This window comes from Nonomuraea sp. NPDC050680, assembly GCF_040654555.1.
Classification (GTDB): domain Bacteria; phylum Actinomycetota; class Actinomycetes; order Streptosporangiales; family Streptosporangiaceae; genus Nonomuraea.
The window spans coordinates 497,036-523,325 of sequence record NZ_JBFAIF010000002.1 but is presented as its reverse complement, the minus strand read 5'-3'; the positions used below and the strand labels follow the sequence as shown (position 1 = coordinate 523,325).

28 protein-coding genes are annotated in these 26,290 nt (G+C 69.5%); 22 read left to right on the top strand and 6 right to left on the bottom strand.

Translation table 11 applies throughout. The features are described from left to right. Nucleotides 1-95: 95 nt before the first annotated feature. The gene (locus tag AB0H88_RS08935; RefSeq protein WP_357642720.1) at nucleotides 96-281 is read left to right on the top strand and encodes a hypothetical protein; all 186 of its coding nucleotides are present in this window, start codon (nucleotides 96-98) and stop codon (nucleotides 279-281) included. A gap of 44 nt (nucleotides 282-325) precedes the next feature. On the opposite strand, the gene AB0H88_RS08930 is transcribed toward AB0H88_RS08935, so the two are convergent. Next, a complete protein-coding gene (locus tag AB0H88_RS08930; protein WP_357642719.1) occupies nucleotides 326-1,261 on the bottom strand; it encodes a hypothetical protein in 936 nt (311 codons plus the stop codon). Between AB0H88_RS08930 and AB0H88_RS08925 the strand changes: the two genes are divergently transcribed. The 5 genes from AB0H88_RS08925 (at nucleotide 1,254) to AB0H88_RS08905 (ending at nucleotide 4,377) form a co-directional block, all read left to right on the top strand. Then, a complete protein-coding gene (locus AB0H88_RS08925) occupies nucleotides 1,254-1,454 on the top strand; it encodes a hypothetical protein (RefSeq protein ID WP_357642718.1) in 201 nt (66 codons plus the stop codon). The genes AB0H88_RS08930 and AB0H88_RS08925 overlap by 8 nt on opposite strands. A gap of 265 nt (nucleotides 1,455-1,719) precedes the next feature. After that, the gene (locus AB0H88_RS08920; RefSeq protein ID WP_357642717.1) at nucleotides 1,720-2,505 is read left to right on the top strand and encodes a neutral zinc metallopeptidase; all 786 of its coding nucleotides are present in this window, start codon (nucleotides 1,720-1,722) and stop codon (nucleotides 2,503-2,505) included. A gap of 181 nt (nucleotides 2,506-2,686) precedes the next feature. Beyond that, nucleotides 2,687-3,127, top strand: coding sequence for an Hsp20/alpha crystallin family protein (locus AB0H88_RS08915; RefSeq protein WP_357642716.1), 441 nt, complete (start codon nucleotides 2,687-2,689; stop codon nucleotides 3,125-3,127). Between the two features lie 109 nt (nucleotides 3,128-3,236). Beyond that, nucleotides 3,237-3,581, top strand: coding sequence for a MerR family transcriptional regulator (locus AB0H88_RS08910; RefSeq protein WP_357642715.1), 345 nt, complete (start codon nucleotides 3,237-3,239; stop codon nucleotides 3,579-3,581). A 46-nt stretch (nucleotides 3,582-3,627) separates the two neighbouring features. Next, entirely contained in the window at nucleotides 3,628-4,377 is a 750-nt protein-coding gene (locus AB0H88_RS08905; protein ID WP_357642714.1) for an SDR family oxidoreductase, read from the top strand. 152 nt (nucleotides 4,378-4,529) lie between these two features. Here AB0H88_RS08905 and ugpC read toward each other — a convergent pair whose 3' ends face one another. Then, a complete protein-coding gene (ugpC, locus tag AB0H88_RS08900; protein WP_357642713.1) occupies nucleotides 4,530-5,744 on the bottom strand; it encodes a sn-glycerol-3-phosphate ABC transporter ATP-binding protein UgpC in 1,215 nt (404 codons plus the stop codon). A 170-nt stretch (nucleotides 5,745-5,914) separates the two neighbouring features. Between ugpC and AB0H88_RS08895 the strand changes: the two genes are divergently transcribed. Continuing rightward, nucleotides 5,915-6,991, top strand: coding sequence for a LacI family DNA-binding transcriptional regulator (locus AB0H88_RS08895; RefSeq protein WP_357642712.1), 1,077 nt, complete (start codon nucleotides 5,915-5,917; stop codon nucleotides 6,989-6,991). A gap of 80 nt (nucleotides 6,992-7,071) precedes the next feature. On the opposite strand, the gene AB0H88_RS08890 is transcribed toward AB0H88_RS08895, so the two are convergent. Next, the gene (locus tag AB0H88_RS08890; protein ID WP_357642711.1) at nucleotides 7,072-7,557 is read right to left on the bottom strand and encodes a glutathione peroxidase; all 486 of its coding nucleotides are present in this window, start codon (nucleotides 7,555-7,557) and stop codon (nucleotides 7,072-7,074) included. Between the two features lie 187 nt (nucleotides 7,558-7,744). On the opposite strand from AB0H88_RS08890, the gene AB0H88_RS08885 reads away from it, so the two are divergent. Further along, the gene (locus AB0H88_RS08885) at nucleotides 7,745-8,197 is read left to right on the top strand and encodes a transglycosylase SLT domain-containing protein (RefSeq protein ID WP_357642710.1); all 453 of its coding nucleotides are present in this window, start codon (nucleotides 7,745-7,747) and stop codon (nucleotides 8,195-8,197) included. A 643-nt stretch (nucleotides 8,198-8,840) separates the two neighbouring features. Continuing rightward, the gene (locus AB0H88_RS08880; protein WP_357642709.1) at nucleotides 8,841-9,203 is read left to right on the top strand and encodes a lytic transglycosylase domain-containing protein; all 363 of its coding nucleotides are present in this window, start codon (nucleotides 8,841-8,843) and stop codon (nucleotides 9,201-9,203) included. 19 nt (nucleotides 9,204-9,222) lie between these two features. Here AB0H88_RS08880 and AB0H88_RS08875 read toward each other — a convergent pair whose 3' ends face one another. Continuing rightward, the gene (locus AB0H88_RS08875; RefSeq protein WP_357642708.1) at nucleotides 9,223-9,873 is read right to left on the bottom strand and encodes a TetR/AcrR family transcriptional regulator C-terminal domain-containing protein; all 651 of its coding nucleotides are present in this window, start codon (nucleotides 9,871-9,873) and stop codon (nucleotides 9,223-9,225) included. 86 nt (nucleotides 9,874-9,959) lie between these two features. Here AB0H88_RS08875 and AB0H88_RS08870 point away from each other — a divergent pair, with 86 nt between their 5' ends. From AB0H88_RS08870 to AB0H88_RS08830, 9 genes are all read left to right on the top strand, one after another. Then, nucleotides 9,960-11,072, top strand: a complete 1,113-nt coding sequence (locus tag AB0H88_RS08870; RefSeq protein WP_357642707.1) for a ferritin-like domain-containing protein — start codon at nucleotides 9,960-9,962, stop codon at nucleotides 11,070-11,072. Between the two features lie 67 nt (nucleotides 11,073-11,139). Then, complete coding sequence (locus AB0H88_RS08865; RefSeq protein ID WP_357642706.1) at nucleotides 11,140-12,408, top strand: NAD(P)/FAD-dependent oxidoreductase; 1,269 nt, start codon at nucleotides 11,140-11,142, stop codon at nucleotides 12,406-12,408. Nucleotides 12,409-12,585: 177 nt separating this feature from the next. After that, nucleotides 12,586-13,731, top strand: a complete 1,146-nt coding sequence (locus AB0H88_RS08860; protein ID WP_357642705.1) for a DegT/DnrJ/EryC1/StrS family aminotransferase — start codon at nucleotides 12,586-12,588, stop codon at nucleotides 13,729-13,731. A 165-nt stretch (nucleotides 13,732-13,896) separates the two neighbouring features. Beyond that, on the top strand, nucleotides 13,897-14,730 hold the full coding sequence (locus AB0H88_RS08855; protein WP_357642704.1) for an STAS domain-containing protein: 834 nt from the start codon (nucleotides 13,897-13,899) through the stop codon (nucleotides 14,728-14,730). Next, a complete protein-coding gene (locus AB0H88_RS08850) occupies nucleotides 14,730-15,095 on the top strand; it encodes an STAS domain-containing protein (protein ID WP_357642703.1) in 366 nt (121 codons plus the stop codon). Before AB0H88_RS08855 ends, AB0H88_RS08850 begins: the two co-directional genes overlap by 1 nt. Then, nucleotides 15,092-15,493, top strand: a complete 402-nt coding sequence (locus tag AB0H88_RS08845) for an anti-sigma regulatory factor (protein WP_357642702.1) — start codon at nucleotides 15,092-15,094, stop codon at nucleotides 15,491-15,493. Before AB0H88_RS08850 ends, AB0H88_RS08845 begins: the two co-directional genes overlap by 4 nt. A 1-nt stretch (nucleotide 15,494) precedes the next feature. Further along, nucleotides 15,495-16,520, top strand: a complete 1,026-nt coding sequence (locus tag AB0H88_RS08840; protein WP_357642701.1) for an ATP-binding SpoIIE family protein phosphatase — start codon at nucleotides 15,495-15,497, stop codon at nucleotides 16,518-16,520. Next, a complete protein-coding gene (locus tag AB0H88_RS08835; RefSeq protein WP_357642700.1) occupies nucleotides 16,507-18,171 on the top strand; it encodes an ATP-binding protein in 1,665 nt (554 codons plus the stop codon). The genes AB0H88_RS08840 and AB0H88_RS08835 overlap by 14 nt, the downstream gene beginning before the upstream one ends. Further along, a complete protein-coding gene (locus tag AB0H88_RS08830; protein ID WP_357642699.1) occupies nucleotides 18,164-19,765 on the top strand; it encodes a fused response regulator/phosphatase in 1,602 nt (533 codons plus the stop codon). The genes AB0H88_RS08835 and AB0H88_RS08830 overlap by 8 nt, the downstream gene beginning before the upstream one ends. 70 nt (nucleotides 19,766-19,835) lie before the next feature. Here the strand turns inward: AB0H88_RS08830 and AB0H88_RS08825 are convergent, their stop codons facing one another. Beyond that, nucleotides 19,836-20,789: a TetR/AcrR family transcriptional regulator gene (locus AB0H88_RS08825; RefSeq protein WP_357642698.1), complete on the bottom strand. Its 954-nt coding sequence runs from the start codon at nucleotides 20,787-20,789 to the stop codon at nucleotides 19,836-19,838. 66 nt (nucleotides 20,790-20,855) lie between these two features. On the opposite strand from AB0H88_RS08825, the gene AB0H88_RS08820 reads away from it, so the two are divergent. After that, on the top strand, nucleotides 20,856-22,709 hold the full coding sequence (locus AB0H88_RS08820) for a right-handed parallel beta-helix repeat-containing protein (protein ID WP_357642697.1): 1,854 nt from the start codon (nucleotides 20,856-20,858) through the stop codon (nucleotides 22,707-22,709). A gap of 116 nt (nucleotides 22,710-22,825) precedes the next feature. Here AB0H88_RS08820 and AB0H88_RS08815 read toward each other — a convergent pair whose 3' ends face one another. Further along, nucleotides 22,826-23,650 carry a DUF1206 domain-containing protein gene (locus AB0H88_RS08815; protein WP_357642696.1) on the bottom strand — a complete coding sequence of 275 codons (825 nt, stop codon included), beginning with the start codon at nucleotides 23,648-23,650 and terminating at the stop codon, nucleotides 22,826-22,828. A 134-nt stretch (nucleotides 23,651-23,784) separates the two neighbouring features. Between AB0H88_RS08815 and AB0H88_RS08810 the strand changes: the two genes are divergently transcribed. The 3 genes from AB0H88_RS08810 (at nucleotide 23,785) to AB0H88_RS08800 (ending at nucleotide 25,884) form a co-directional block, all read left to right on the top strand. Continuing rightward, nucleotides 23,785-23,958: a hypothetical protein gene (locus AB0H88_RS08810; protein WP_225289471.1), complete on the top strand. Its 174-nt coding sequence runs from the start codon at nucleotides 23,785-23,787 to the stop codon at nucleotides 23,956-23,958. A gap of 28 nt (nucleotides 23,959-23,986) precedes the next feature. After that, nucleotides 23,987-25,114 carry a histidine kinase gene (locus tag AB0H88_RS08805; protein WP_357642695.1) on the top strand — a complete coding sequence of 376 codons (1,128 nt, stop codon included), beginning with the start codon at nucleotides 23,987-23,989 and terminating at the stop codon, nucleotides 25,112-25,114. A gap of 92 nt (nucleotides 25,115-25,206) precedes the next feature. After that, nucleotides 25,207-25,884, top strand: a complete 678-nt coding sequence (locus AB0H88_RS08800) for a response regulator transcription factor (protein WP_357642694.1) — start codon at nucleotides 25,207-25,209, stop codon at nucleotides 25,882-25,884. Nucleotides 25,885-26,290 lie beyond the last annotated feature (406 nt).

Below are 26,290 nucleotides of genomic sequence, written 5' to 3'. Positions count from 1 at the left end.
CCGCCCACCCTTCCACGCCCATCCCTAACCGGGACATATCACCGCGCATAACCCTCTGCGCCTTCGATCGGGGCGCTTGGTCGTACCATGGCGGTATGAGGCGTAAAGCCATCGCACTTGTGACAGTCGGCGCCGCCCTCGTGGTGGCGGCGACGGTGGTCGTGATTTTCCGTGGTCCCGCTTCCGACGAGGCGGCGACCGGGATCCACAATACGCGCGCTCCGCAGGACATCGCGTCCCACTGGACCAAGGAGCGCATGAATGAGGCCAGTCCGGGATGACGAAAGGCGAGGGGCCGATAAGCCCCTCGCCTTTTTTATCGTGATTAGTGGGCTGTTACATCGTTATAAACGTTGACAGCCCCGTCACCGTGGTAGGGCGACTTGTAGACGATGCTGGTCGGGTTCTGGTTGGCGTCGACGTCCCGGTGGCTGTTGGCCCCGATGATGTAGCCCCAGCCGCGGCTCACTTGCAGATCCTGCAGCCAGGGGCCGCCGCTGGAGCCGTGGAACATGTCGTTGTTCATGAGCATGCGGTCGTCGGAGGAGCTGGCGCGGGTGGTGTTGCCGAAGCAGTACCACAGGTCGTTGCCGGTGAAGTCGGTGCGCTGGTAACCGTCCTGCGGGAAACCGAACGCGTTGATGCCGGTCCACGCCTGGCCCTGGTTGAACTTGTAGCCTTGCGAGCCGAGCCAGTCCTGGAGGTTGCCGCGGGCCGGCTGCGGGTTGAAGGCGATGGCCGCGATGTCGAAACTCCAGTTGTGGCTGTTGAACCAGCCGTTGGTCGTGTTGGCGTATCGCCAGGTCCAGCGGCCCTGAGGCTCGAGACCGTTGTCGGCGTCGGGGACGAAGATGAAGTCGCGGAACCAGCCGGACGCGCCACCGCTGCCCGCGTGCACGCAGTGGCCGGACGTCCAGACCGTGTTCTTGTTGGCGGCGTTGATCACGCTGCCGGTGCAGTAGCCGGAGCTGTTGTCGTTACGCGTGTAGTAGATCTTGCCGATCGTGAGGGCGGGCATGCTGCCCTGGCGGCCCCAGCGCTCGGCCCGCTGGCCGGCGAGCAGACCGGCCGACGGGCTGGCGGACCGGCTGATCTTCCTGGTCGGCAGCGATCCCTCGGCCGCGCGGCTGGGCAGGACGTTCTTGACCTGTTCCGGCACCGCTTTCGCGTCCGGGGCCGCCACAAGCGGCTCCGGCGTGGCCGCGCGCATGCGTTCGGCGGTCCAGTGGGCCTGGATGCTCTTGCTGTCGGACTTGTTCACCGCCCCCGTGGCGGACGCGGCAGGGGAAGGTGCTGCGGTCGCGGTCGCGCTCAACCCCGAGACTGCCAGCAATGTCGCAAAAGCGACAATTGCGGCGCGCCTTGAGCGTGCACTCATGAATCTTCCCTTCCATGAAGCGATTCTGGCGAACTTTTTCATCTTGAGAGGTCGCCGCTTCCATGTGAAGGGGTAAGGGAATTAATTTTCGCCGACACGCGAATGACGGCGCTGATTTTGATATCTAACATTTCACATGACAATAAATAGCATTCGTGACGGTACTGGTGGTTGGCGAGTCAATAGCGATGTTTGTTCCTCCGGTGACCCCTGAGGCCGCCCATTCCCGGCCTCCACCCCGGCAGGCCCGCGCCCCCACATCGAGACGACGCACAGTGAAGGAACGGATACAAAGGAATTAATGCTGCGAAAACGCGCCCGCGGCCCTATTCTCACCCCTCGTGAGAAAATTCTCGATCATGGCGCTGACCGTCGCGTCGATGCTCTCCTTAGCCGGTACGGCCAACGCCGCCACGACGGCGGCCACCCCCGTCAAACACCCCAAGCTGATCGCCAACCCCCTCTACGAGGCCGGCGCGCTACCCGCCACGACCTGTGACGAGCCGCCGGTCAAGCGCAACAACCGCAAGCTGGTCCGCGCCTACATCGACGCGATCGTCGCCTGCCTCGACACCACCTGGGAACAGCACCTCACCGCCGCCGGCCTGCCCTTCAGCAAGCCCAAGGTGCGGCACGTGGACAAGATCCCGAAGACGTACTGCGGCACGAAGATGGACAGCGACGACTCCACGACCTACTACTGCGCCCGCACCAACACGCTGATCTTCCAGGTCGGCAAGACGTGGCTCAAGGATCCGTCCGACATGTGGCTGCTCAGCACGGTCTCCTACATGTACGGCTGGCACGTCAAGAAGCTCGTCGGGATCGCCGACGCCTATGATGCGCTGTCGGTCCATAGCAAAGCCGAGGACCGCGAGCTGAGCCGGCGCAGCAAGCTCCAGAACGAGTGCCTCTCCGGCGCGTTCATCAAGAGCGTCTGGCCGCTGAAGGGCAGGACCATCAAGGACTGGAACTACCTGCAGAGCATGCAGAACGGTGACTCACCCGGCGAGGCACGCTGGTACGGCAAGACGGCCACCATCGTCGCCTGGAGCAAGCGCGGCTTCGCCACCGGCGACCCGGGCTCGTGCAACACCTGGGCGGCACCCTCCTCCAAGGTGGCCTAGCCCCTTCTGCATCGGCATCCGGCGGCCGCCCAACCCCGGTCGCCGGATCGGCGCTGCGGCAATCAGTTGACAACTTCGCCTGGATGAAACCTATAATCTCAGCTGTAGGTTTCCTCTCGGACGGAGGATAGGTATTCCGGGGGACTGAGGGGCCCCCGGGTGTCTTCGGAGGTGAAGCGCGATGCTGCTCACGTCGATCGACCCGTTCATCCAGGAGTTCGAGCGTCAGTTCGACCGTCTCGCCCGCCAAGCCAACGCTCAGGGCAACGGGGCGACGATGCCCATGGACGGACTCCGCCGCGCCGACGATGTCGTGCTGCGGTTCGACCTGCCCGGCGTCGACCCCGACTCCATCGAGGTCACCGTCGACCGCGGCGTCCTGTCGGTGACCGCCCGGCGCGAGGAGGAGTACGAGCAGGAGGAGCGCCTGTTCGTCCGGGAGCGGGTGATGGGCTCCTTCACTCGCCGGGTCTACCTGTCCGAGCACCTGGACGCCAACGCGATCGAGGCCGCCTACAACAACGGCGTGCTGGCGGTGCGGATCCCGGTGCTGGAGCAGGCCAAGCCGCGCAAGGTGACCATCCAGCGCACCGCCGAGTCACACAAGGCGATCAAGAGCTGACCGCCCACGCGGCACCCTTGCACCTGGACAGGCTACGGCCCCGCCCCGGTACGGCCCCTTCGTGCGCCACCGGGACGGAGCCGCCCGCATTTCGACAGGAGGAACGGTCATGAAACTACCCATGGACGACGAACACGCGGCCCTCTTCACTGTCGGTCAGGTGGCGAGCATGCTGGACGTACAGCAGGCCTTCCTGCGGCGCATCGACGACAACCAGGTCGTCTCCCCCCAGCGCTCGGCGGGTGGACAGCGCCGCTACAGCCGTCACGAGATCGGCCGTGTCCAGGAAGTGGTGACGATGATGGACCAGGGCATGACGCTGCCGGCCATCCGCCGCATCATCGAGCTACAGCACGAACTCGCCCAGATCACCCGTGAACGCGACGAACTCGCCCGGCGCCTGGCGGAGCCCAATCCCGCCCGAAGCACATCGGAGGCCCCTGAGCACCAGTGAGCACACTGCCATCGGACGGTGACAGGAGAGGCGTTAAGGTGCTGCCATGCCTACCGCATTGATCACTGGCGCGACCGCCGGCATCGGCGCCGCCTTCGCCCGCCGGCTGGCCGCCGACGGGTTCAGCCTGGTCCTGGTGGCTCGCGACGAGGCCCGGCTGGGCGAGATCGCGGGCCAGCTCAAGCTCAGGTACGGCGTCAGCGTCGAGTCGCTGCCCGCCGATCTGGCCACCGACGACGGCCTCGCCCGGGTCGAGGCGCGGCTGCGCGACGGGGTCGATCTCCTGGTGAACAACGCCGGCTTCGGCCACCCCCAAAATTTCCTGGAGGTGCCGGTCGAGGATGAGCTACGCATGCTCAAGGTCCACTGTGAGGCCGTGCTGAGGCTGACGCTGGCCGTACTGCCCGGAATGAAGGAGCGCGACCGGGGCGCCGTGATCAACGTGGCCTCCGTCGCGGCGTTCTTCGTCCACGGCACCTACAGCGCGTCCAAGGCGTGGGTGGTGAACTTCAGCGAGGCGACCGCGGCCGAGGTGGGCAATCCGCGCGTCAAGGTGATGGCCCTGTGTCCCGGCTTCGTGCGAACGGAGTTCCACGACCGGGCGTACATGGACACCTCCCACATTCCCGGCTTCCTCTGGCTCAAGGCCGACAATGTGGTCAACGCGGCCATGCGCGACCTGGCCCTGGGCAAGCGGGTGTCGATCCCGGATGTGCGATACAAGGCGGTCGTGGCGATCGGCAAGTTCGTCCCTCGCACGATCGTCAGCGGCACGGCGGCGAGATTCGGCCGCTGAGGAGGACGTACAAAGCAGGCGGGCCCCCACCGCGGGAGGGGGTCGCGGTGGGGGCCCTGTCCGGGTGCGAGGTGATCGCACCCAGGCGGGTGTGAGGGGGGACTCACGCCCAGTCGGTCGTGAGCGGGCTCACGGCCGAGATTCGGTGGAGATCACTTGCCGACGTTCGCCTCGTGGCCGATGGCCAGGCCGGAGGTCGGGTCGAAGAAGTGCATGTTGTGCGTGTCCAGCACCAGGTCGAGGCTCGAACCCGGACGGGCGTGGCTGCGGGCGTTCACCCGGGCGGTCCACAGCGACTTGTCGCCCACCAGCGGCAGCGCCGCCTCCTCGTCGTCCGCGTCGGCGGCGGCGACGGTGTCCTTGTGCTCGACCGGCGGGGCGTCGATCAGGAACAGGACGTTGATCTCGGAGCCGAGCTCCTCGGTGACCTCCGCCTTGACGGAGAGCGTGGCCCAGCCGTTGGCGTTCTGGCCGGCGGAGGCGGCGTCCTCGAAGTCGGACGGGCGGATGCCGAGGATGACCTGCTTGCCGATGTACTGGTCGAGGCCCGGCTTGTCGGTGAAGGTCGACTCCGGGATGTCCAGCTTGAGGTCGGCGAACGTGACGGCGGCACCGCCGTCGCGGACCAGCTCGGCCGTGACGAAGTTCATGGACGGCGAGCCCATGAACCCGGCGACGAACAGGTTGACCGGCTTGTCGAACAGGTTCTGCGGCGTGTCGACCTGCTGCAGGAGACCGTCGCGCAGGACGCAGACGCGGTCGCCCAGCGTCATGGCCTCGACCTGGTCGTGCGTGACGTAGACGGTGGTGACGCCGAGGCGCTCGTGCATCTGGTTGAGCGAGGCGCGCATGGAGACACGGAGCTTGGCGTCGAGGTTCGACAGCGGCTCGTCCATGAGGAACGCCTGGGGCTCGCGGACGATGGCGCGGCCCATCGCGACACGCTGGCGCTGACCACCGGACAGGGCGGCCGGCTTGCGCTTGAGGTACGTCTCCAGGCCGAGCATCTTGGCGGCGTCGTTGACGCGCTTCTGGATCTCCGGCTTGGGCATCTTGCGAAGCTTGAGGCCGAAGGCGAGGTTCTCCTCGACTGTCATGTGCGGGTACAGGGCGTAGTTCTGGAAGACCATGGCGATGTCGCGGTCCTTCGGCGGCAGGTGGTTGACCACCTTCTCGCCGATCGCGATCTCGCCACCGCTGATGTCCTCCAAACCGGCGATCATCCGGAGCGCGGTCGACTTACCGCAACCTGATGGGCCGACCAGCACCATGAACTCGCCATCCTTGATCTCAAGGTTGAGCCCGTTCACAGCCTTCACGCCACCGGCGTAGATCTTGTCGACATTGGTCAGAACGATGGATGCCATGACATTCCTTCGCGCCCCGGGCGGGTGACCCGGATGTTGTGCGGGGGGTATCCACTTGCATGGATACGTTTTCAAGCATCTCACCCGAAACGGACAAGAGTGTCAAGAGACCAGCCCATGTCAGTGTCATGGTCTTCCAGGGCGACGGAAACCATGATGGAATCGTTTCCATGGAATCGAGGCGGGCCACTATCAAGGACGTGGCCGAGGCGGCGGGCGTCGGCGTCGCGACCGTGTCCCGGGTCCTGTCCGGCGGTTCGGCCAGCCCGGAGACGAGGGAACGGGTGCTGGCCGTCGCCGCCCACCTCGACTACCGGCCGAGCGCGCTCGGCCGCAACCTCCGCCAGCGACGCACCGGCGGCATGGGGCTGTTCGTGCCCGACCTCACCGACACCTTCTACGGGCAGCTGGCCGAGGGCGTGCTGGCCTGCGCGCGCTCGGCGGGCGAGCCGGTGGTGCTCGGCTCGACGGGCGACGATCCCGAGCAGGAGGCCGAGCTGGTCGGCATGCTGCTGGAGCAGAGCGTCGACCGGGTGATCGCGGTCCCGTCGGGCGGCGCCGAGACATGGGCCCCGGCGATCAAGGCGGGGATGACGGTGGTCTTCGCCGACCGGCTGCCGTCCGACGCGCCTTTCGACACGCCGTCCGACAGGGACTCGGTGTCGCGCGGCGTCTCCGATCTCATGCTGCTCGACGGCCTGCCGCCCGCCTCGCGCGGCCGGCCGCTGGAGGTCCCCGCCGTGCTGGCGGACGACCGGGCCGGCATCCGTACGGCGGTGCGCTACCTGAGAGGGCTCGGCCACCGGCGTATCGCCTTCCTCGGCGGCCCGGGGCACGGCAGGCGGGTGGCGGCCTTCCGCGAGGCGGTGGGCGCGCCCGTGGACGAGGACCTGGTCGTGTTCGCCACGGGCAGCCGCGACTCGGCCTACGCGGCCGCCTCCGGGCTGTTCCAGAGCCGTCCCGACCTGACGGCCGTGGTGACCGGCGGCAACGTGCTGGGCGAGGCGGCCGTCCTGGCGGCCAGGGAGCTGGATCTGCGGGTGCCGCGCGACGTGTCGCTGGTGATGTATGACGACGTGCCGTGGGCCGAGTTGTGCTCCCCACCGCTGACCGTGATCGCCCAACCGGGCCGCGACATCGGCTACCGGGCGGCGGAGCTGGTGCTGCGCGCGGGGAGCAGGCGACCCCGGAGCGTACTGCTCCCGACGGAACTCATCGTCCGAGGCAGCTGCGGCCCACGCCACTAGCCACCTCTCGACGTCCGGGGCGGGTGCGGCCCGCGCCACTGGCCGCCCCCGGCCGACTGCCGCCACCCGATCGCCAGCCGCTAGACCACCTTCTCGATCGCGGCGATGACCGCCGGGTCGTCCGGGGTGGTACCCGGGCGGAAGCGGGCGACCACGGCGCCGTCGCGGTCCACGAGGAACTTCTCGAAGTTCCACTGGATGTCGCCGCCCGCGCCCTCCGCGTCGGGCGTCTGCACGAGCTCCTCGTAGAGCGGGTGCCGGCCGGGCCCGTTCACCTCGGCCTTCTCCAGCAGCGGGAAGTCCACGCCGTACGTGGTGGCGCAGAACTCCTGGATCTCCTCGGCCGAGCCGGGCTCCTGGCCCATGAACTGGTTGCACGGCATGCCGATCACGCTGAACCCGCGCTCGCCGTACTGCCGCTGCAGCTCGACGAGGCCGGCGTACTGCGGGGTGAGGCCGCACTTGGAGGCCACGTTCACGATGAGCACGGCCTTGTCGCCGACGAGCTCGGCGAGCGTGGTCGGGGCGTCCGCGAGGGTGCGGACAGGAATGTCACGAAGACTCATGATCCGACCCTACAGAACGCCTCCCCCCGCGGTTTGTGATGCACTCCACATTTTCCCGACATTTCCCCTGAACAGCCCTAAAGAGTGATCTTTGCCAATGATCTACCTTTTCATGGTCAATTCGCAGTAAATCGGGCGGATAGGGCAGGGTGGCGCGGTCCCCCGAACCCATCGAAAGGGAACCCGCATGCCCATGCTCCGCCGTACGAGCGCGTTGATCCTGTCCACCACGTTCGTGGTGGCAGGCGGCGCGACGGCCGCACAGGCGCAGAGCTCCCAGGCAAGCTCCCCGGCAAGCACGCAACGAGCCATTAGCAAGAACGCCATGAGCAAGAACACCGTCAGCAAGAACAGGACGATCGCCAAGCACATGGTCGCCAAGCGCGGCTGGACCAAGGCCCAGTACCGCTGCCTGGTGCGCCTCTGGTCGCGAGAGAGCGGCTGGAACCACCGGGCCGGCAGCGGCTCGGGCGCCTACGGCATCCCGCAGGCGCTGCCCGGCCACAAGATGGCCACCAAGGGCCGCGACTGGCGCACCAACCCGCGCACGCAGATCGCGTGGGGCCTCGGCTACATCAAGCAGCGGTACGGCTCCCCGTGCCGCGCGTGGGCGCATTTCCAGTCCCGGCACTGGTACTGATCCGCCACCCCCTGCCTGTCCCTGTTTTCGCGAAAGGCCAGGTCAACCAGCGAACGGGCCGCGCCATGGCGGTCCTGCGAGCATGCTAAATATCTCTAGCGATCACGCCAGCGTCTTCCCAAAGCCAATCACCGAGAGTGATTGATGGTGACTGTGCGTAATAGAAACCGGCTAGAGACAACGTCGTGGAGCCCTCCGGGCCGCCCAGCACCTTGTGGGCGTCAACGGAAGCCCGGGGGGCCGCGCGGACCCTCCTCGTCCGAGCCACGGACGCGGACCGGCAAGGGCGCCGGGGAAGCGAGAGCGCCCGTCCGCACGCGACCTGGCAGCAAGGATCGACATGGACAGCAACCGCGCTCTGCGCTACACGTTCATCACTCTGACCACGCTCACAGCTGTCACCGGCAGTTCGACCCTCGTCTGGGCCGAAGCCGGGCCACGAACGGCGGCGCCACGAACCGCCGGACCGCGAACCGCACAACCGAGCACCGCACAACCGAGCACCGCACAACCGCCGACCGCGCAGTCACGAACAGCGCAACCGCGAACAGCACAACCGCGAATAACCGCACCGCAAGCACCGCGAATAGCCGCACCGCGGATACCCAAGCCCCGCACCATCGAGGGCTCATGGCAAGCCCCCGTGATCAAGACCCGTTCCTGGACCACCTCCGCGCGGCCGAAGATCAAGGCCAAGGCGCCGAAGAGCCGGAACAAGGGCATCGCGCTGAACCAGGTCGTCCAGCGAGCCTGGTCCTACCAGGAGTTCCAGTGCCTGGACAATCTCTGGACCAGAGAGAGCAACTGGAACCACCACGCGTACAACAGCTCCTCAGGCGCCTATGGCATCCCGCAGGCGCTCCCCGGAGGAAAGATGCGGGGAGCGGGCGAGGACTGGAAGTCCAACCCTGAGACGCAGATCCGCTGGGGCCTGGGCTACATCACCGGCAGATACGGCAAGCCGTGCGGCGCCTGGGGCCACTTCAGAGCGCACAACTGGTACTAGAGCAGGAGGGCATCCGGGATCACCGGGTGCCCTCCCTCTTCCGCTTCGGCAGCACCGCGATCGCCTGGATCAGCAGCTCGACGCCGAAGTCGAAGTCGGCGTCGTGGTCACAGCTGGACAGCAGCGGAGCCAGCCCGTTCACCTCGGGGAACAGGGTGGGATCGACGTCGTCCGGGTTGACCAGGTGCTGGCGCGGCGGAACGAACGTGGGCGTGACCCCGACCTCGCGCAGCAGCGAGCCCACGATGTAGGCGATGAACATCCGCAGCACCCGCACCGCGTCGACCCCGTCGAACCCGGCGCTGCGCAGCGTGGCCAGGGCCCGCTCGACCGGCAGCAGCCCGGCGTTGGAGTGGAGCTGGCGGCTGACGACGAGCATCGTGGAGCGCGGGTGGCCGTGCGCGATCTGGCGGAAGGCGCGGGCCTGCATCCGCACCCGGTCGGTCCAGTGGGCGTCGGGGTCGTCGGTGAACTCGATCTGGCTGAGCACCGCCTCGGCGACGCCGTTGAGCAGGGCGTCCTTGTTCGGCACGTGGTTGTAGAGCGACATCACGCCGACGCCGAGATCGGCGGCGATGCGCCGCATGGACACCGCGTCGGCCCCCTCGCGCTCGATGAGGTCGATCGCCGCGGCGACGATGCGGGTCCGCGAGAGAGGCTCGGTGGGCATAGCTCATTCTATTGACGCACGTACGCCGTACGTGCAAGCCTCGACAGTGGACGTACGGTGTACGTAGCCCCCCTGCGGAGGACCCCATGTCGACGCACGATCTCTACACCATCCCGGCCGAGCTCTCCACGTGGGACGTGGAGATGTCCGGTGCCAGCAGGTTTACGTGGGAGTACGACGACGGCAGGGATCGGATGCTGGCCCTGTACCAAAAGGGCAAGGACAAGCAGTGGGACTCCACCAAGCGCATCGACTGGGATCTCGAGGTCGACCCGTACAACGTGCTGGGCATCCCGGACCAGACCATCGCCATCTACGACACGCCGCTCTGGCACCGGATGGACGACAAGCAGCGCCAGGACGTCCGCCTGCACGGCGCGGCCTGGCAGTTCTCGCAGTTCCTGCACGGTGAGCAGGGCGCGATGATCTGCTCGGCCAAGATCGTGGAGTCGGTCCCCGACCTCGACGCCAAGTTCTACGCCGCCACCCAGACCATGGACGAGGCCCGGCACGCCGAGACGTACGCCCGCTTCCTGCAGGAGAAGGTGGGCCTGGCCTACCCCATCAACGAGCACCTCAAGTCGCTGCTCGACTCGACGCTCAGCGACTCGCGGTGGGACATGCCCTACCTGGGGATGCAGGTGCTGATCGAGGGTTTGGCGCTGGCGGCGTTCGGCGTCATGCGCGACATCACCACCAAGCCGCTGCCCAAGCAGATCCTCGCGTACGTCATGCAGGACGAGGCCAGGCACGTGGCGTTCGGCCGGATGGCGCTGCGCGACTTCTACGGGAACTTGACCGAGGCCGAGCGGCGTGAGCGCGAGGACTTCGTCATCGAGGGCTGCTACCTGATGCGCGACCGGCTCAGGGGCCGCGAGACCTGGGAGAACCTGGGCCTGTCGAAGGCGGAGGTCGAAGAGGCCGAGGTGGCCACGGAGCACTCGGAGTATCTGCGGCTGTTCCGGTCGCTGCTGTTCAGCCGGATCGTGCCGTGCGTGAAGGACATCGGGCTGTGGAGCCCGCGGTTGCGGCAGGCGTACGCGGACATGGGCGTGCTGGAGATGGCGGGCCAGTCGCTCGACGCGCTGATGCGGCAGGACGAGGACATCGCCGACAAGCTCGACGAGACCCGCTTCGCCGAGGAGGAGGCCGAGCGGCACGCCGAGGTCGCCGAGACCATCGAGCTGGGCTCCGACTGACGCCCGCCGACGCCTCAAGAGCTCCGGCGAGTGGTTTAAGAGTTGCCTTCTGTGCCATATGCACCCTATGAGCATCCGCCGGAGGGGGCACCTCGCCATGGTCCAGGAACCAGCACGGTCCACCAGGCCGCATGTCGTCGTCGTGGGCGCGGGCTTCGCCGGGCTGAACGCCACCCGGGAGCTGGCCCGCGGCGGCGCGCGCGTGACGCTCGTCGACCGCCATCCCTACTCCACCTTCCAGCCGTTGCTCTACCAGGTGGCGACGGCCGGGCTCGCCGCCGGGGACATCACCTACCCGACGCGGGCGTTCGCCGCCAAGTATCGGAGGGCGCGGGCCCGGCGGGGGGCGCTGACGAAGGTGCACCCGGACGAGCGGCGGGTCGAGTTCGACGACGGCACCTCGCTCGACTACGACTACCTCGTGCTCACCACCGGAGTGACCACGAACTGGTACGGCATCGAGGGCGCGCGGGACAACAGCTACCCGATCTATTCGGTCCAGGACTCCATCGTGCTGCGCAAACGGCTGCAGAGCCTCTTGGGGCAGGTCGCGGAGGGCAAGCGTGAGAACGCGCACGCCGTGGTGGTCGGCGCGGGCGCGACCGGGGTGGAGATCGCGGGCACGATGGCCGAGCTGCGCCAGCGGACGCTCCCGGTGACCTATCCGGAGATCAAACCCGATCAGACGAGTGTCACGCTGGTCGAGCGGTTCGACTACGTGCTCGCGCCGTACAAGCCGAGGCTGCGCGACGCGGCCGCGAACGCGCTGCGCAGGCGCGGCGTGCACCTGCGGCTCGGCAGCACGGTGGCCGCGGTCGAGCCCGACGCGGTCGTGCTGAGCGACGGCACCCGGCTGCCGAGCGCCGTGACCGTATGGGCGCTGGGCGTCGCCGCGCCCGCCGAGGTGTCGAACCTGGGCCTGCCGCAGGGCAAGGGCGGCCGGATCGAGGTCACCCAGGCGCTCAACGTAGCGGCGCACCCCGAGATCTTCGTCGCCGGCGACCTGGCCGGGCCGCCCCACCCGCTGCCGCAGCTCGCCCAGCCCGCCATCCAGATGGGCGAGCACGTGGGCAAGCAGATCCTGGCGCTGGCCCATGGCCGCCCCGCGGCGCCCTTCTCCTACAGCGATCCCGGCATCATGGCCACGGTCGGCCGGGGCTCGGCCGTGCTGCAGCTGTCCAACGGCATGACCATGCACGGTCCGCTCGCCTGGCTGGCCTGGGTCGGGCTGCACCTGACCTATCTGCTGGGCGGGCGCAACCGGGTGAGTGTCCTGGTCAGCTTCTTGACACGGTACGCGGGGCCGCGCCGCAGCGCGGCCACCGTCGTCGAGTAGAGCAGCGCGCGGATATCACTTCGTTACGCCCGCTAAGCCCGATTGAGGCTCTGCTGCTATAAATCTGCAAAGTGATCAAGAGCGGGGAGGGAAGCACTTGGACCGGTCCTTCCTGTACAGCCCGGCCGACCGGGTGCTGAGACGCTACAGCCGATTACCAGCTCGGACGGGTGGCCGATGAGCCCCCTGGAAGACCTCATGCGGCACCGGGTCGGCCAGGGCTGCCTGCACGTGCCGTCAGCCCGGTTCGGCCTGCTGCTGGCGCTGCGCCACTGGTTCGACCCCGGCGACCGGGTGCTGATCGCGCCGACCACCTCCGAGACCGTGCTGTTCACCGTGCTGGCCGCCGACCTGGAGCCGGTGATGGCGCCGGTGTCGTGGCGCGACGGCAACATTGACGCGCCGCGCGTCAACTGGAGCGGCCTGGCCGGCGTCATCACCACTCACCTGTACGGCCAGCCGGATCAGATCAAGGATCTGGTCACGCAGTGCGAGCGGCGCGGCCTCGTCCTCATCGACGACGCCGCCCACGCCTTCCAGACGATGGTCGGCGGGCGCTTGGCCGGCACGTTCGGCCAAGCCGGCGTGTACAGCCTGGCCAAGCACGGCCGGGCGATGTCCGGCGGCTTCCTGACCACGCCCAACTCCGGCGCGCTGGCGGCGCTGGCCGAGGCGAGAGACGCGCTGCTGCTGTCCGGCGAGCCGCGTGACCAGCTGGAGGCCGTGCTGCAGCCAATGCTCCGCGAGACCCTCCACCGCACCGGCACGGTCCGGCTGATGTGGCATCTGTCACGGCGGCTCGGGATCGTCACGTGGAGCGGGCACCGCCCCGCGCCCCATGAGGACGCCCTCATGGCCGTCAGGGGAAACCTGTCAGCCATGGACCCGTGGCTGGGGATCGACCACGAGGGCTGGCGGATGAGCCCGAGCCCTGCGCTCTGCCGCTACCAGCGCTCGCGCCTGCGGGCGATCGACCGCGAGCGGGAGCGCCGCCTGGCCGGGGTCGAGGTGCTGCGCCGGACCCCGTGGGTGGCGGCGGGGGTCCGCGAATCCCCCGTACGCCCGCTCCTGCGGGTGCCGCTGCTCGTCGACAGGCGCGACGAGATCGTCGCCGGGCTGGAGCGGCTCGGTGTGGTGCCCGGTTTCGTCTACGATCCGCCGCTGGACGACTACCTGCCGATGATCCGGCAGGGGCCCACACCCGAGATCGCCCGCTGGTGGACCGGCCATGTGCTGCCGGTGGATCCGCTCGACGCCCCGCGTATGGTGCGCCTGCTGACCAGGCTGGGTGCCCGCCCGGCGGAGGGCGCGGGATTCGCCTGATCAGCCGTGGATCACTATCTCGCAAAGCAGGACGTATCCCTTTATATCGTCGGATAAGGTCGTTCAACGCATGAAGCGGGCTATCTCGCTAACCGCCCGCCGCAGCGGAACAGTGTCGTTAGCATCCCCGGCAATGCCGGTGAATTTTCTCTCCCAGGAGTGACCTTGACCGTCGATGCCGATGTCGCCAGGCGACGTATCGAAGAGCTGCTCCGCGAGAACGAGACGCAGATCCTGCACCGGTGGACCCTGATCGCCAAGACGTCCGGCGAAGAGCTGAGCGACATCTACCGGGCCCTGCTCGCCTCCCTGGAACACGGCGGCGACCTCGCCGACATGCGCGGCCTGCTCGCCGAGTTGTCACGTTCCCGCGCCCGCCAGGGCTTCACTCCGGCCGACACCTCCAGGGCCGTCTTCGGCCTGAAGGAGGCGCTGTACGAGGCCGTCGAGAGCGATGGCGGCGCCGAGGCGCTACGCGGCTTCATCTGGTTCTCCAGGCTCATCGACGACCTCGGCCTGTTCACCTTCGAGACGTACACGACGGCCCGCGAGCGGATCATTCTCGACCAGGCCGAGCAGTTGCTGGAGCTGTCCACGCCGGTCGTCAAGCTGTGGGAGGGCATCGTGGCGGTGCCCCTGGTCGGCACGCTCGACTCCGCCAGGACCCAGGTCGTGATGGAGAAGCTGCTGCAGACGCTGGTCGACACGGGCGCCGAGCACGCGGTGATCGACATCACCGGCGTCCCGGCCGTCGACACCCAGGTCGCCCAGCACCTGCTGAAGGCCGTCGTCGCCGCCCGGCTGATGGGCGCCGAGTGCGTCATCTCCGGCATCCGCCCGCAGATCGCGCACACCATCGTCACGCTCGGCATCGAGTTCGGCGACATCGTGACCAAGGCCTCGCTGGCCGACGCGCTGGCCCACGCGCTCAGGCGCAGCGGCATCGAAGTGATCGCGCCGAAGGCGACCCGCCTCGCGGTGCGGACGGAGAACGTCTGATGGACCGGGTGCCCATTCTCAAGCTCGGCGACATCCTGATCATCTCCATCCAGATCGACCTGGACGATCAGAGCGTGCTCGCCCTGCAGGAGGACCTGGCCGACGCCGTGGTGACCCACGGAGCGCGCGGCGTCATCATCGACATCACCGCGGTAGAGATCGTCGACTCCTTCATCGGCAGGATGCTGGCCAATATCGCCGCCACGTCGCGGTTGCTCGACGCCCAGACCGTGGTCGTCGGCATGCGGCCCGCCGTCGCGATCACCCTGGTCGAGCTCGGCCTGTCGCTGGGCGGCGTACGAACCGCGCTCAATCTGGAGAAGGGAATCGCGCTGCTCGACCATGTGAGAGGCGCGACGCCGTGACCGGCGGCTGGGAACTGCCCATCGCCAGCAGCTCCGACGTCGTGATGGTCCGCCAGCGGGTTCGGAGCGTCGCGGTCGAGGTGGGACTGTCTCTCATCGACCAGACCAAGGTGGTGACCGCGGCCAGCGAGCTGGCCCGCAACGCCCTGGTGTACGGCGGCGGCGGCCTGGCCCGCATCGAGATCGTCAAGAACGGGCCGCGCCGCGGCCTTAAACTCACCTTCAGCGACGAGGGGCCGGGGATTCCCGACATCGAACAGGCACTCACCGACGGCTGGACCACCGGCACCGGGCTGGGGCTGGGCCTGAGCGGATCACGACGGCTGGTCGACGAGTTCGACCTGGTCTCGGCTCCCGGAAAAGGCACGACGGCGACGGTGACGAAATGGGCTCGATGACATGGTGCCGGTGAGCTACACGCGTGACGACATCTGGGTACGAGCGGAGAACCCCAGTGCGGTGGGCGCCGTACGCCGGATGGCCGTCGAACTCGCCGTGGCCGCCGGGTTCGACGGCGAGCGAACGGGGCAGACTGCGGTCGCGGTCACCGAGGCCGCCTCCAACCTGGTCAAGCACGCGGTGGAGGGCGTCGTCATGGTCCGTTCCCAGCCCGGGGACCCGGCCGTCGTGGAGCTGATCGCCATCGACAAGGGGCCGGGCATGCCCGACGTCGCCCGCGCCCTGCGCGACGGCTACTCCACCTCCGGCACTCTCGGCATCGGGATGGGGGCGATGGCCCGCATCTCGTCCTGGTACGACGTCCATTCCCTGCCCGGCAAGGGCACCGTGCTGGTCATGCGCTTCGCCGCCACCGACGCGCCCGCCTCGGCGCCGCACGCCAGCGGCCTGAGCCGTCCCATCGGCGAGGAGGTGGTCTGCGGCGACTCCTTCGCGATCGCCGCCACAGGTGACGGCACCACGCCCGAGACGACGATCCTGGTGTGCGACGGCCTAGGCCACGGCGAGCCGGCCGCCCAGGCGTCCAGGACGGCGGTGGAGCTGTTCCTGCGGGCGACCGGCGAGGAGCCGCTGGCGACACTCGAACGCCTGCATCGGGGCCTCGTCCATACCCGGGGAGGGGCGGTCGCGGTGGCCCGCGTCAGGGCCGCCACCGTCTCCTACGCCGGGCTGGGCAACATCTCCGGCTGGATCGTCGGCGCCGACGGCCGCCGGGGGATGGTCTCGGTGCCCGGCATCGCCGGACACCAGGCGCGGCAGCTGCGCCAGTACGAATTCGAGCTGCCCGAACACGCCACCGTGGTGCTTCACTCCGATGGTCTGACCGAGCGGTGGGACGCCTCCGCCATGCCGGGCCTGTTCGCCCGCTCCCCCGCGGTCATCGCCGCCGGGCTGCTGCGCGAGGCGGGCAGCCGCCGGGACGACGCCTGCGTGGTGGCCGTGAGGCCCGGCGATGACCGCGACTGAACTGGCCAGGGCCGCGCTCGAGCGCGACCATGACGTCTTCGTGGTGCGCCGCCTGGGCAAGGCCGTCGCCGAGCTGGCCGGGCTGGAGGAACAGGACCAGGTCAGGGTGGCGACCGCGCTGAGCGAGGTCTGCCGGGAGCTCCTCGGCACCGGGGCGGTCGTCGTCTTCTCGCTCGATGAAGGGAAACTGCTCATCACCATGGATCACGCAATGGGCGCGGATTTCGCCCGATCCGAGGGGCTGGCACTGGCCGGCCGCCTGGTCGACGTGGTCACCTTCGACGCCGAACACGGTCGCGTCACCATAGCCAAGAGGCTGCCTCCCCACTCCCCACGGCTCCCGATCGACCGGATCCGCGAGCGCCTGGCAGGGATGGCGCCGGTCAGCGCCCTCGAAGAGCTGCGCCAGCAGAACAAGGAGCTCGCCTCGACCCTGGAGGACGTGCTGCAACTCAACGCCGAGCTCCAGGAGACCAACACCGGGGTGCTGGCCCTGTACAACCAGCTGTCGGCCGAGCTGGAGGAGACCAACCGCGGCGTGGTCGCCCTGTACGGGGAGCTGGACGAGAAGTCCTCCCAGCTCCGCGAGGCGGCCGAGGCCAGGAACCGGTTCTGGGCGACCGTCAGCCACGAGCTGCGCACCCCGCTCAACTCCATCATCGGCCTGGTCAGGCTGATGATCGGATCCGGTAGTGAGCCGCTCAGCGAGGAGCAGACACGTCAGGTGCGCTTCATCGGCGACTCGGCCGAGACGCTGCTGGAGCAGGTCGGCGAGCTGCTCGACATGGCCAAGGCCGAGTCCGGACGGCTCGACCCCCAGTCGTCGGTGGTCCACCTGCCCACACTGGCCGAGCACCTGCGCCTGACGATGCAGCCCACCAGCGGGCCCGGCGACGTCACGCTGCGCGTCGACGTCGCGCCCGACGTCACCGACGTCTACACCGACGAGGGGATGCTGATCCGCGTCCTGCGCAACCTGCTGTCCAATGCCCTGAAGTTCACTCAGGAGGGCGAGGTACGGCTGAGCGCGCACGCCGACGCGGCCGCCGGCGAGGTGGTCATCACGGTCACCGACACGGGCATCGGCATCCCCCGGGAGTATCTGGTGGCCGTGTTCGAGGAGTTCTTCCAAGTGCCGAACGCGCTCCAGGTCAGGGTCAAGGGCACCGGGCTCGGCCTGCCGTACGCCCGCCGGCTCACCGAGGCGCTGGGCGGCACGCTGGAGCTGGCGAGCGACGTCGGCCGGGGCACCACGGTGACGATGCGGCTGCCGCACCACGACGGCACGCCCGAGATCGCCCGGGTGCTGGTCGCCGACGACGACGAGGCCTTCCGCGCCGCCGCCCGCAGAATGCTGTACGGCTTCGCCGTCGAGGTGGAGGCGGCGGCCGACGGAGTCGCCGCGCTGGAGATGATGACAGCGCGCCCGCCGGATGTGATCCTGCTGGACATGCTGATGCCGCGGCTGGACGGCACCGCGCTGCTGCAGCGCATGGCCGAGGACCAGGCCCTGGGGCGGGTCGGCGTGGTGGTGGTGACGATCCGGCCCGACGCCGCGCCGTCCGGCCACCCGGTGCTGTCCAAGCAGGGGCTGCGCCGCGACCAGCTGCTCCAGGCCATCCGGGGCGCGGCGGGGACGAATCATGACTGAGCACGTGGCTGGGGCGGTGATCGAGCCCGCCGGCGCCGCGACGGTGCTGGTGGTCGACGACACCCCGACCAAGCGCTATATCCTGTCGAGCTGGCTGCGCAGGGCCGGCCACACCGTGGTCGAGGCGGCCGGCGGCGAGGAGGCGCTGGCCATCCTCGCCCTGAACCGCCCCGACCTGGTCGTGCTCGACGTACGGCTGCCCGACATGGGTGGCTTCGAGGTGTGCGAGCGGATCAAAGCGAACCCCGCGACAACCTCGATCCCGGTCATCCAGGTGTCGGGCAACGCCATCACCTCGGCCGACCGTACGGAAGGGCTCGAACGCGGCGCCGACGCCTATCTGTCGGAGCCGATCGAGCCGGCCGAGTTCGCCGCGACGGTAGAGGCGACGCTGCGCTACTACCGCGCCAGACGGCGGGCGGAGCTGATGGCCGAGCGCCTGGCCAAGCTGGCCGACGTCACGCTGCGGATGAACGGGGCCGACTCCTTCGACCGGCTGCTGGCCGTGGCCGTCGAGGGCACGGCCGACGTGCTGGGCCGCCACGCGGGCGCGCTGGCGCTGCCGCCCGACGGCCGGATGCGCCGCTTCCGCGCCCGGCCCGGCGAGACGGCAGGCAGCAGGTCCGCCGCTCCGCAGCTGCTGGACCGGCTCAGCGCGATGTCGCTGGGCGCGCCGGCGGGCGCCAAGGTCTTCACCGTGGCGGCGGCCGAGTGGCTCACGTTGGTGAACGACGTACAGATCAAGGCGCCGGTGACGGGGGTGCTGTGCCGTACCAAGAGGGGCCAGCCGCCCGTCTATCTGGGGCTGGAGGCCGACCCTCCGCTGGGCGGCGACGAGCTGAACGTGCTGAGGCAGCTCGGCCAAGGGCTGGCGCTGGCCGTCGACGCGCTGCGCGTCTACACCGAGGAGCACACGATCTCGCTCACCCTGCAGCGCAGCCTCCTGCCGACGCGCATCCCCGAGGTTCCGGGGCTGCAGGTGACGTTCCGCTACCAGCCGGCCGTGGACAACATCGAGGTCGGCGGCGACTTCTACGAGGTGCTGCGGGTCGGCGACCGGGTGCTGGTGGCGATCGGCGACGTGGCCGGCCACTCACTGCACGCGGCGACCATCATGGCCGAACTGCGGCACGCGCTGCGCGCCTCGCTGATCGACTCGGTCGACCTGAGCGCCTCGATGGACCTGCTCAACAAGGTCCTGCGCCGCTACCACCCCGGCATGACGGCCACCGTCTGCCTGCTGCTCATCGATCCGGAGACCGGCGAGGTCGAGCTGGCCAACGCCGGGCACATCCCGCCGATGCTGGCCGGACCCGGCGCCCACTACCTGGGCCTGGGCAACCTGCTGCTGGGCGTGGCGCACGAGGACTACAAGGTGAACCGGCTGGAGCTGCCCGCGGGCGCCACGATGCTGCTGTTCACCGACGGACTGGTGGAGGACCGGGGCATCCTGCTCGACGACAGCCTGGAGCAGGCCAGGCAGGTGGCCGAGACGGTCGAGGGCGATCTGGAGGAGTTCTGCGACCGGCTGCTCGCCGCGTTCGGGTCGCGGGAGGACGACGTGGCCATCGTGGCGATACGCCGCGAGGCCTGACGCGGCGACGGCCTGCCCCCTTGCCCGGTTCCCCGCCAGAGCCTGGCCTTTCGCCTGGCACACGCGATGGTCAGCCGGATCTGCGCTTGCGGTAGGCGCGCTGCTGGCAGGCCCGTGAGCAGTACGCGCGCGGACGTCCCGATGCGGCCCGCTCCACCGGCGCGCCGCACATCTGACAGGTTTCATCACGCATTACATCACGCTCTTGGACCAAGATCTCGATCCCGTCCAGCACCCGGCGCAGGCCGAACTCGAACGGGTCCTCCGGCTCGTCATAGCCGCCCTCCTCCCACAGGCGCGTGAGCGTCGGGTAGCGCTCGAACCGCGCGTAGAGCGAGTCGCGGGAGCCCCACCACTCCTCCTCGCTCACCCCGCTGAGCCGCTCGGTCCGCGCCACCTCGGCCAGCCGCAGGGCCTCGGAGTCGACGAACCGGGCGACGAGCCCGACGACGGCGATCATCTCGGCGGGCGTGAGACCGGTGCCGGAGACGGCGCTCAGCATGTACTCGTAGTGGGCGACGGCATTGGGGCCCGGCACACGGCGAGAGCCCCGCACCTCGGCCAGCCAGGGATGCCGTTCGCGCAGCCGCCACCCTTCACGCGCGCACGCCTCCAACCGCGCCCGCCACCCGCCCGCCTCCTGGACGTCCTCGCCCCGCGACCGGCCGCCCGCCTTCTCGACGCCTTCGTCCCGCCCCTGGCCGCCCGCCTCTTCGGCGCCGGCGTCCCGCCCCTGGCCGCCCCTCTCGGAGGGGGCCGTGCCCGGCAAGCCCATGACGGCGTCGCGCATGAGGTCGAGCAGATGGTCGCGGCCGGGCACGTGGCGGTAGAGCGACATCGTGGTGAACCCGAGCCGGTCCGCGACCTTGCGCATCGACAGCCCTTCGAGCCCTTCGGCGTCCGCCAGCTCGATCGCTGTCCGGACGATCCGGCTCAGGCTCAGCCCCGGTCGCGGCTCGACGTCTCCCTCTCGCCACAGCAGTTCGACCCCGTCGTCGGGATCTCCCGCGCCGCCTCTCGCCATGGGCGCCTCCCTTGTTTATGGTGTAATACCTCGTGTACACCATAAACTGCAAAAGGGCGGTACATCATGACCGAGTTCCACGTCGACCCCTCGGGCAGCGACTCCTGGCCCGGCACCGCGGAGCGCCCGTTCGCCAGCCTGCACCGCGCCCGCGACGCCGTACGAGACCTCGTACGGGACCCCGCGCGAGACCCCGCCGGGACCGCGACCGGCGATGTCGTCGTCCAGTTGCGGGCCGGCACCCACGTGCTCACCGAGCCGTTCGAGCTCACCGAGACCGACTCCGGCCGTGACGGCCACCGGATCGTCTACCAGGCCCACGGCTACGGAACCGCCGACCAGGAGGAGGTCGTCGTCAGCGGCGGCCGCGAGATCACCGGCTGGCGGGTCGAGGACGGCGTGTGGCTGGCCGACGTGGGCGATCTGGACACGCGCCAGCTGTACGTGGACGGCCGCCGGTCCGAGCGCGCCGCCATAGACGGCCTGCCGGGCACCGTGACCATGACGGAGACCGGCTACGAGAGCGACAACGCGGCCCCGCGAGCCTGGCACAACCCCGCCGACGTCGAGTTCGTCTACCGCGGCGTCTACCCATGGACCGAGGCCCGCTGCGGCGTCGCCGCGGTCACCACCGGGACGGACGGTGCTGTCACCGCTGGGACGGTCGCCGCGGTCACCGCTGGTACGGACGGTGCTGTCACCGCTGGTACGGACGGTGACGCGGCGACCGTGATCACCATGGCTCAGCCCGGCTTCGGGTGGGCCCTCGACCTCTACAACTACGCGTGGGACGGCAACACCTTCCACGGCCCCGGCCTGCCCACCCGAGTCGAGAACGACGTCACCTTCCTCACCGAGCCCGGCACCTTCGTCCTGGACCGCTCGCAGCCCGGTCGCCACGTCCTGCGTTACCTTCCCCTTCCGGAAGAGACGCCGGACCGCACGCGCGTGGTCGCCCCTGTTCTCGAGACGCTGCTACGTGCCACCGGCACGAGCGGGGTGTCCTTTCGCGGCCTGGTCTTCGCCGACGCCACCTGGCTGCGGCCCGGCCGCGCGGAGGGCTTCCTGCACTACCACGGCAGCGGCTACTACGAGGGCGGCCCCGTCGACAAGGTGACGCTCGTCGAAGGGCAGGCGTGGGTGACGGTTCCGCGCGAGTCGGCCAGGATCCCCGCGTGCGTGGTGATCGAGGACGGTGTACGCGTGGAGGTCGAGCGCTGCCGTTTCACCCGCATGGGCGCCGCCGGCCTGGAGCTGACCGGCGGCGCGGACGTCAGCGTGCGCGGGTGCGACTTCGACACGCTCTCGGCCGGCGCGGTCTCCGTCACCCGCGCCGTGAACCCCCTGGTCGAGGACAACTGGATCCAGCACACCGGTCTGGAGTTCACCGGCTCCCCCGGCATCGCGGTGCTGGGCACCAAAGGCTGCACGGTCGCCCACAACCAGGTCGAGGAGGTGCCCCACTGCGGCATCGTGGCCGGGCCCGCCGAGGGCACCCGCATCCTGCGCAACCTCACCGTCGGCACCATGGGGGTGCTGGCCGACGGCGGCGGCGTCTACCTGTCGGGACCGCAGGGCGACTCGCACGAGAACGGCGCGGTGATCCGCGGCAACGTCATCAAGGACACCCGCACGCCGTACAACTTCGCTCTCTACACCGACTACGGCGCCGCGTGGGTGACCGTGGAGGGGAATGTGGTCACGCGCGCCGACAACACCGCCGTCCTGCAGGTGTCGCCGCCGCTGGACAATGTCGTCTACCGGGGCAACTTCTGGGACGCCGACCCGATCGGGGCGGCCGACGTGCCGGCGGGCGTCACGTACGTGGACAACACCACACTCCCCGACGAGGAGAAGCTGGCCACCGCCACAGCCGCCATCCAACGGGACGCCGGCCTGCTCCACCCCCGCTCCCGATGAACGCGGGCCTGTGAAAGCGGGCCTGTGAAAGCGGGCCTGTGAAAGCGGGCCTGTGAAAGCGGGCCTGTGAAAGCGCGGTCCGTGAAAGCGCGGTCCGTGGACGCTGGAGGCGGGCGTCAGCGAACTCGGCGCCAGCGTGACTCGCCGAAGCAATAACCCGCGAACAGCACCAGCCCCAAAGCGACCACCACGAGCAGCCAGGGCCCCACGGGCGTCTCGGCGAAGGCTCTGAGCGTCGCGTCCAGCCCACCCGCCTTGTCCGGGTCGTACGTGATCGCCGCCTCGACGACGAAGACGCCGGCCAGGCCGGCGATGACCCCGCGGGCGACGTACCCGCCGAGGCCGAGCTTGTCCATCATGGAGCGGGCCCGCGGGGACATCTGGCCGAGGTTCAGCTCCTCCCGGAACCTCTTGGTGACGCCCTGGTGCCCCCAGCGGACGCCGAGCGCGACGAGACCCAGCCCGATGGCTCCCACGATGAACGGCCCGCCCGGCAGGCCGAGCAGCGCCTCCGTCGCGTCCCGTGACTTCTCGTCGTCGGAGGTGGCCTTCCCGGCCCGCAGCACGCTCAGCAAGGTGCTGCAGACCAGCGCGTACACGCCGGCCCGGCCGATCGTCTCCAGCCGGTCCCCCACACCGAGCCCGCCGAACAGCGCCTCCGACAACTGCCAGAGCGTCAGCGCGACGAACCCCGCCACCATCACCCACAACACCACCTCCCCGAACGGCAACCGCGCAACGGTCGAGATCGCACCTGCCTTGTCCGCCTCCCGTCCCCCTCCTCCGCCGAGTGCGATCCGCACGGCCACCACCCCGATCAGCGCGTACAGCACTCCCCGGCAGGCCAGCCCGACCCTGGCGAGCCGGTTCAGCGCCGGATGCGCGGTCGCCTTCCTGGCGGCGGCCTGAGCCTGCCGCCCCGCCTTCTCCGTTGCGGTCACCGTCTCCTCCTTCGCCCAAGAGCCTGCCAAGTGCCCCGACCGCGGCCGTCTAGGCGCTCCACCCCGCTTCTCCACCCGTATCTCCACCATCTGGCGGTGCCGCTCCACCCGCCCCGATCCGTAGTTTCACGGTCATGGACAGAAACGAACTGCTCCGGCTCGCAGCCGACAAAGCGCAGGAATCACTCAAGGGAGGCAAGATGAACGGCAAGACGTGGGTCGGGATCGCCGTGGTCGCCGGTGTGGTGCTGGTGGGGTTCATCGCCTACCGGCTTCTGCTCATCGAGCTCATCACCCGCCTGCGCTGACCAGCCCGTACCTGGTGGAATCAAGCGCATGGAAGAGAAGCGGTCGCTGCCGGACACCATCGCGCCGGGCTGGCTGGTGGTGCAGGTGTTCGGCACGCTGTTCGTCATCATCACCCTGGTCACCGCCCAGGAGAGCGCGCTGTGGATCTGGGGGCTGTACGGGGTCAGCGCCGCGTGCTGGCTGCTGTTCGTGGCGCTCGACCGGTCCCGGCCCCGGCTCACGGCCGGACTGCTCGGCGCGGCGACGCTGCTGCCCGCCGTGGCGCTCGGGGCGGCCGAGGACAGTACGGCGCTGCTCCTCACGGCGATCATCCTCGGCCGGTACGCCGCGCTCTCCACCCCGCCCGTGGCCGCCATCGTGGGCGTCGGGGCAAGCACGATAGCGCTGGCCATACTGACCTGGCCGGTCTCCGGGGAGACGCCCGTCGGCGCGTTCGGGCAGGCGCTCGTACTGCTGGCGATCACGCTGATCGGCGTCAATCACCGACAGCACGTCGTACGGCGGGAACAGGCCGAACGGCTCCTGGAGCAGACAAGGCTCGCGCAGGCGGAGCAGGCGCGAGCCGCCGCGCTGGACGAGCGCACCAGGATCGCCCGCGAGATCCACGACGTGCTCGCGCACTCGCTGGGCGCGCTGGTCGTGCAGTTGGAGCTGGCCGAAGCCCTGCTCGCGGAGACGAACGACGTGGCCGGCGCGCTGGCGACGGTGCGGCGCTCGCGCGGGCTGGCCGCGGACGGTCTGGCGGAGGCCCGCGCCGCGGTGGCCGCGCTGCGCCAGGACATCCCCTCGCTGGCCGACGCGCTCGCCACACTGGCCGAGGTGCACCGGCGCGACCACCGCTCGCCGGTGGACTTCCGCGCGGACGGGACCCCCCGCGGGCTGTCGTCGGCGGCCACCGTCTCGCTGGTCGGGACCGCGCGGGAGGCGCTGACGAACGCGGCCAAACACGCCCCGGACGTGCCCGTGTCGATGACGCTCGACTTCACCGCCGATGTGGTGCGATTGCGGGTACGCAACCCGCTGCCCGCCGAACTCCCGGCGCGGGGCGGGTTCGGGCTGACGGGCATGCGCGAACGACTCGCCCTGGCCGGCGGCACCCTCGCCGCCGGCTACGAAGACGGGCTCTGGCAGGTGACCGCGGAGGTGCCGGAGTGAGCAACGCGGTGAGCGCGGGGGCGGCCGGTCATGGAGATGGGGAAGTGAGCAGCGCGGTGAAGGTGGGGACGGCCGGTTGTGGAGGTGCGGAAGTGATCAGAGTGGTCGTGGTGGACGACCAGCAGGTCATGCGCGAGGGCCTGGCCGCCCTGCTCGGCCTGGTCGAGGACATCGAGGTCCTGGGTACGGCCGGAGACGGCCGCCAGGCCCTCGACCTGCTGGCCGCCAACGCCGCGGCCATCGCGAACGGCACGGACGGCGCCCATCCCGCGGACGTCGTACTGATGGACCTGAGGATGCCCGTGATGGACGGCGTCGAGGCGACCGGCCGCATCGTCGGCGAGCATCCCGGCATAGCGGTCATCGTGCTCACCACCTACACCGACGACGAGTCGATCGCCGGCGCGCTCCAGGCGGGCGCGCGCGGCTACTTGACCAAGGACGCGGGCCGCGCCGAGATCGCGGCGGCGCTGCGCTCGGCCGTCGCGGGCCAGTCGACTTTCGCCGCCAAGGTCTCGGACCGGCTGGTGGAGGCGATGCACCGCGCGCCGCGCCCCAAATCCCGGCAACTGCCCGACGGCCTGACCGCCCGTGAGGCAGAGGTGCTGGGCCTGATCGCGAGCGGCCTGAGCAACACGGAGATCGCCGAGGCCCTGTTCATCGGCGAGGCCACGGTCAAGACGCACATCAACAACACGTTCACCAAGATCGGCGTCCGCAACCGCGTCGAGGCCACCCACTACGCGACCCGACACGGGTTAACGGGCTGAGCAGGACAAGTGGGTCGTCAGGAGTGCAGGAGGCGGCTTCTGGTGATGTCGTGGCAGCCGAGGCCGTGATACAGCCGCGCCGAGGCCGGGTAAGCGTCGTCTCCACGAGGCCCCACCACGGCCCGCGTCGCGCCCGCGCTCCGGGCCGCGTGCAGGGCCGCCAGGCAGCGACCACAGGCGGCTGCTCAGCTCCTGCATCGCCCGCAGATCCGCCTCGCCCGCATAGTCGCTCACCGATGCGTTCACGCGAGGCAGTCAACTTCATCGACGGCCCGCAGCGCATCCGGATATATCACCCCACGGGTCTCGGGCCGCGGCCCTCAATGGGCTGGGCGGATGCAAAACTGTTCCGCTTTGGCCGCAGGGAGCAGGCGGTGGGCGCCAGAAAATCGGTTGATCCCACGTA

Excerpts from the sequence above, each read along its gene's own strand:
- AB0H88_RS08935 (WP_357642720.1), top strand. The coding sequence starts at position 96 with ATGAGGCGTAAAGCCATCGCACTTGTGACAGTCGGCGCCGCCCTCGTG.
- AB0H88_RS08915 (WP_357642716.1), top strand. The coding sequence starts at position 2,687 with ATGCTGCTCACGTCGATCGACCCGTTCATCCAGGAGTTCGAGCGTCAG.
- AB0H88_RS08910 (WP_357642715.1), top strand. The coding sequence starts at position 3,237 with ATGAAACTACCCATGGACGACGAACACGCGGCCCTCTTCACTGTCGGT.
- AB0H88_RS08905 (WP_357642714.1), top strand. The coding sequence starts at position 3,628 with ATGCCTACCGCATTGATCACTGGCGCGACCGCCGGCATCGGCGCCGCC.
- ugpC (WP_357642713.1), bottom strand. The coding sequence starts at position 5,744 with ATGGCATCCATCGTTCTGACCAATGTCGACAAGATCTACGCCGGTGGC.
- AB0H88_RS08895 (WP_357642712.1), top strand. The coding sequence starts at position 5,915 with ATGGAATCGAGGCGGGCCACTATCAAGGACGTGGCCGAGGCGGCGGGC.
- AB0H88_RS08890 (WP_357642711.1), bottom strand. The coding sequence starts at position 7,557 with ATGAGTCTTCGTGACATTCCTGTCCGCACCCTCGCGGACGCCCCGACC.
- AB0H88_RS08885 (WP_357642710.1), top strand. The coding sequence starts at position 7,745 with ATGCCCATGCTCCGCCGTACGAGCGCGTTGATCCTGTCCACCACGTTC.
- AB0H88_RS08875 (WP_357642708.1), bottom strand. The coding sequence starts at position 9,873 with ATGCCCACCGAGCCTCTCTCGCGGACCCGCATCGTCGCCGCGGCGATC.
- AB0H88_RS08870 (WP_357642707.1), top strand. The coding sequence starts at position 9,960 with ATGTCGACGCACGATCTCTACACCATCCCGGCCGAGCTCTCCACGTGG.
- AB0H88_RS08865 (WP_357642706.1), top strand. The coding sequence starts at position 11,140 with ATGAGCATCCGCCGGAGGGGGCACCTCGCCATGGTCCAGGAACCAGCA.
- AB0H88_RS08860 (WP_357642705.1), top strand. The coding sequence starts at position 12,586 with ATGAGCCCCCTGGAAGACCTCATGCGGCACCGGGTCGGCCAGGGCTGC.
- AB0H88_RS08850 (WP_357642703.1), top strand. The coding sequence starts at position 14,730 with ATGGACCGGGTGCCCATTCTCAAGCTCGGCGACATCCTGATCATCTCC.
- AB0H88_RS08840 (WP_357642701.1), top strand. The coding sequence starts at position 15,495 with ATGGTGCCGGTGAGCTACACGCGTGACGACATCTGGGTACGAGCGGAG.
- AB0H88_RS08835 (WP_357642700.1), top strand. The coding sequence starts at position 16,507 with ATGACCGCGACTGAACTGGCCAGGGCCGCGCTCGAGCGCGACCATGAC.
- AB0H88_RS08830 (WP_357642699.1), top strand. The coding sequence starts at position 18,164 with ATGACTGAGCACGTGGCTGGGGCGGTGATCGAGCCCGCCGGCGCCGCG.
- AB0H88_RS08825 (WP_357642698.1), bottom strand. The coding sequence starts at position 20,789 with ATGGCGAGAGGCGGCGCGGGAGATCCCGACGACGGGGTCGAACTGCTG.
- AB0H88_RS08820 (WP_357642697.1), top strand. The coding sequence starts at position 20,856 with ATGACCGAGTTCCACGTCGACCCCTCGGGCAGCGACTCCTGGCCCGGC.
- AB0H88_RS08810 (WP_225289471.1), top strand. The coding sequence starts at position 23,785 with ATGGACAGAAACGAACTGCTCCGGCTCGCAGCCGACAAAGCGCAGGAA.
- AB0H88_RS08805 (WP_357642695.1), top strand. The coding sequence starts at position 23,987 with ATGGAAGAGAAGCGGTCGCTGCCGGACACCATCGCGCCGGGCTGGCTG.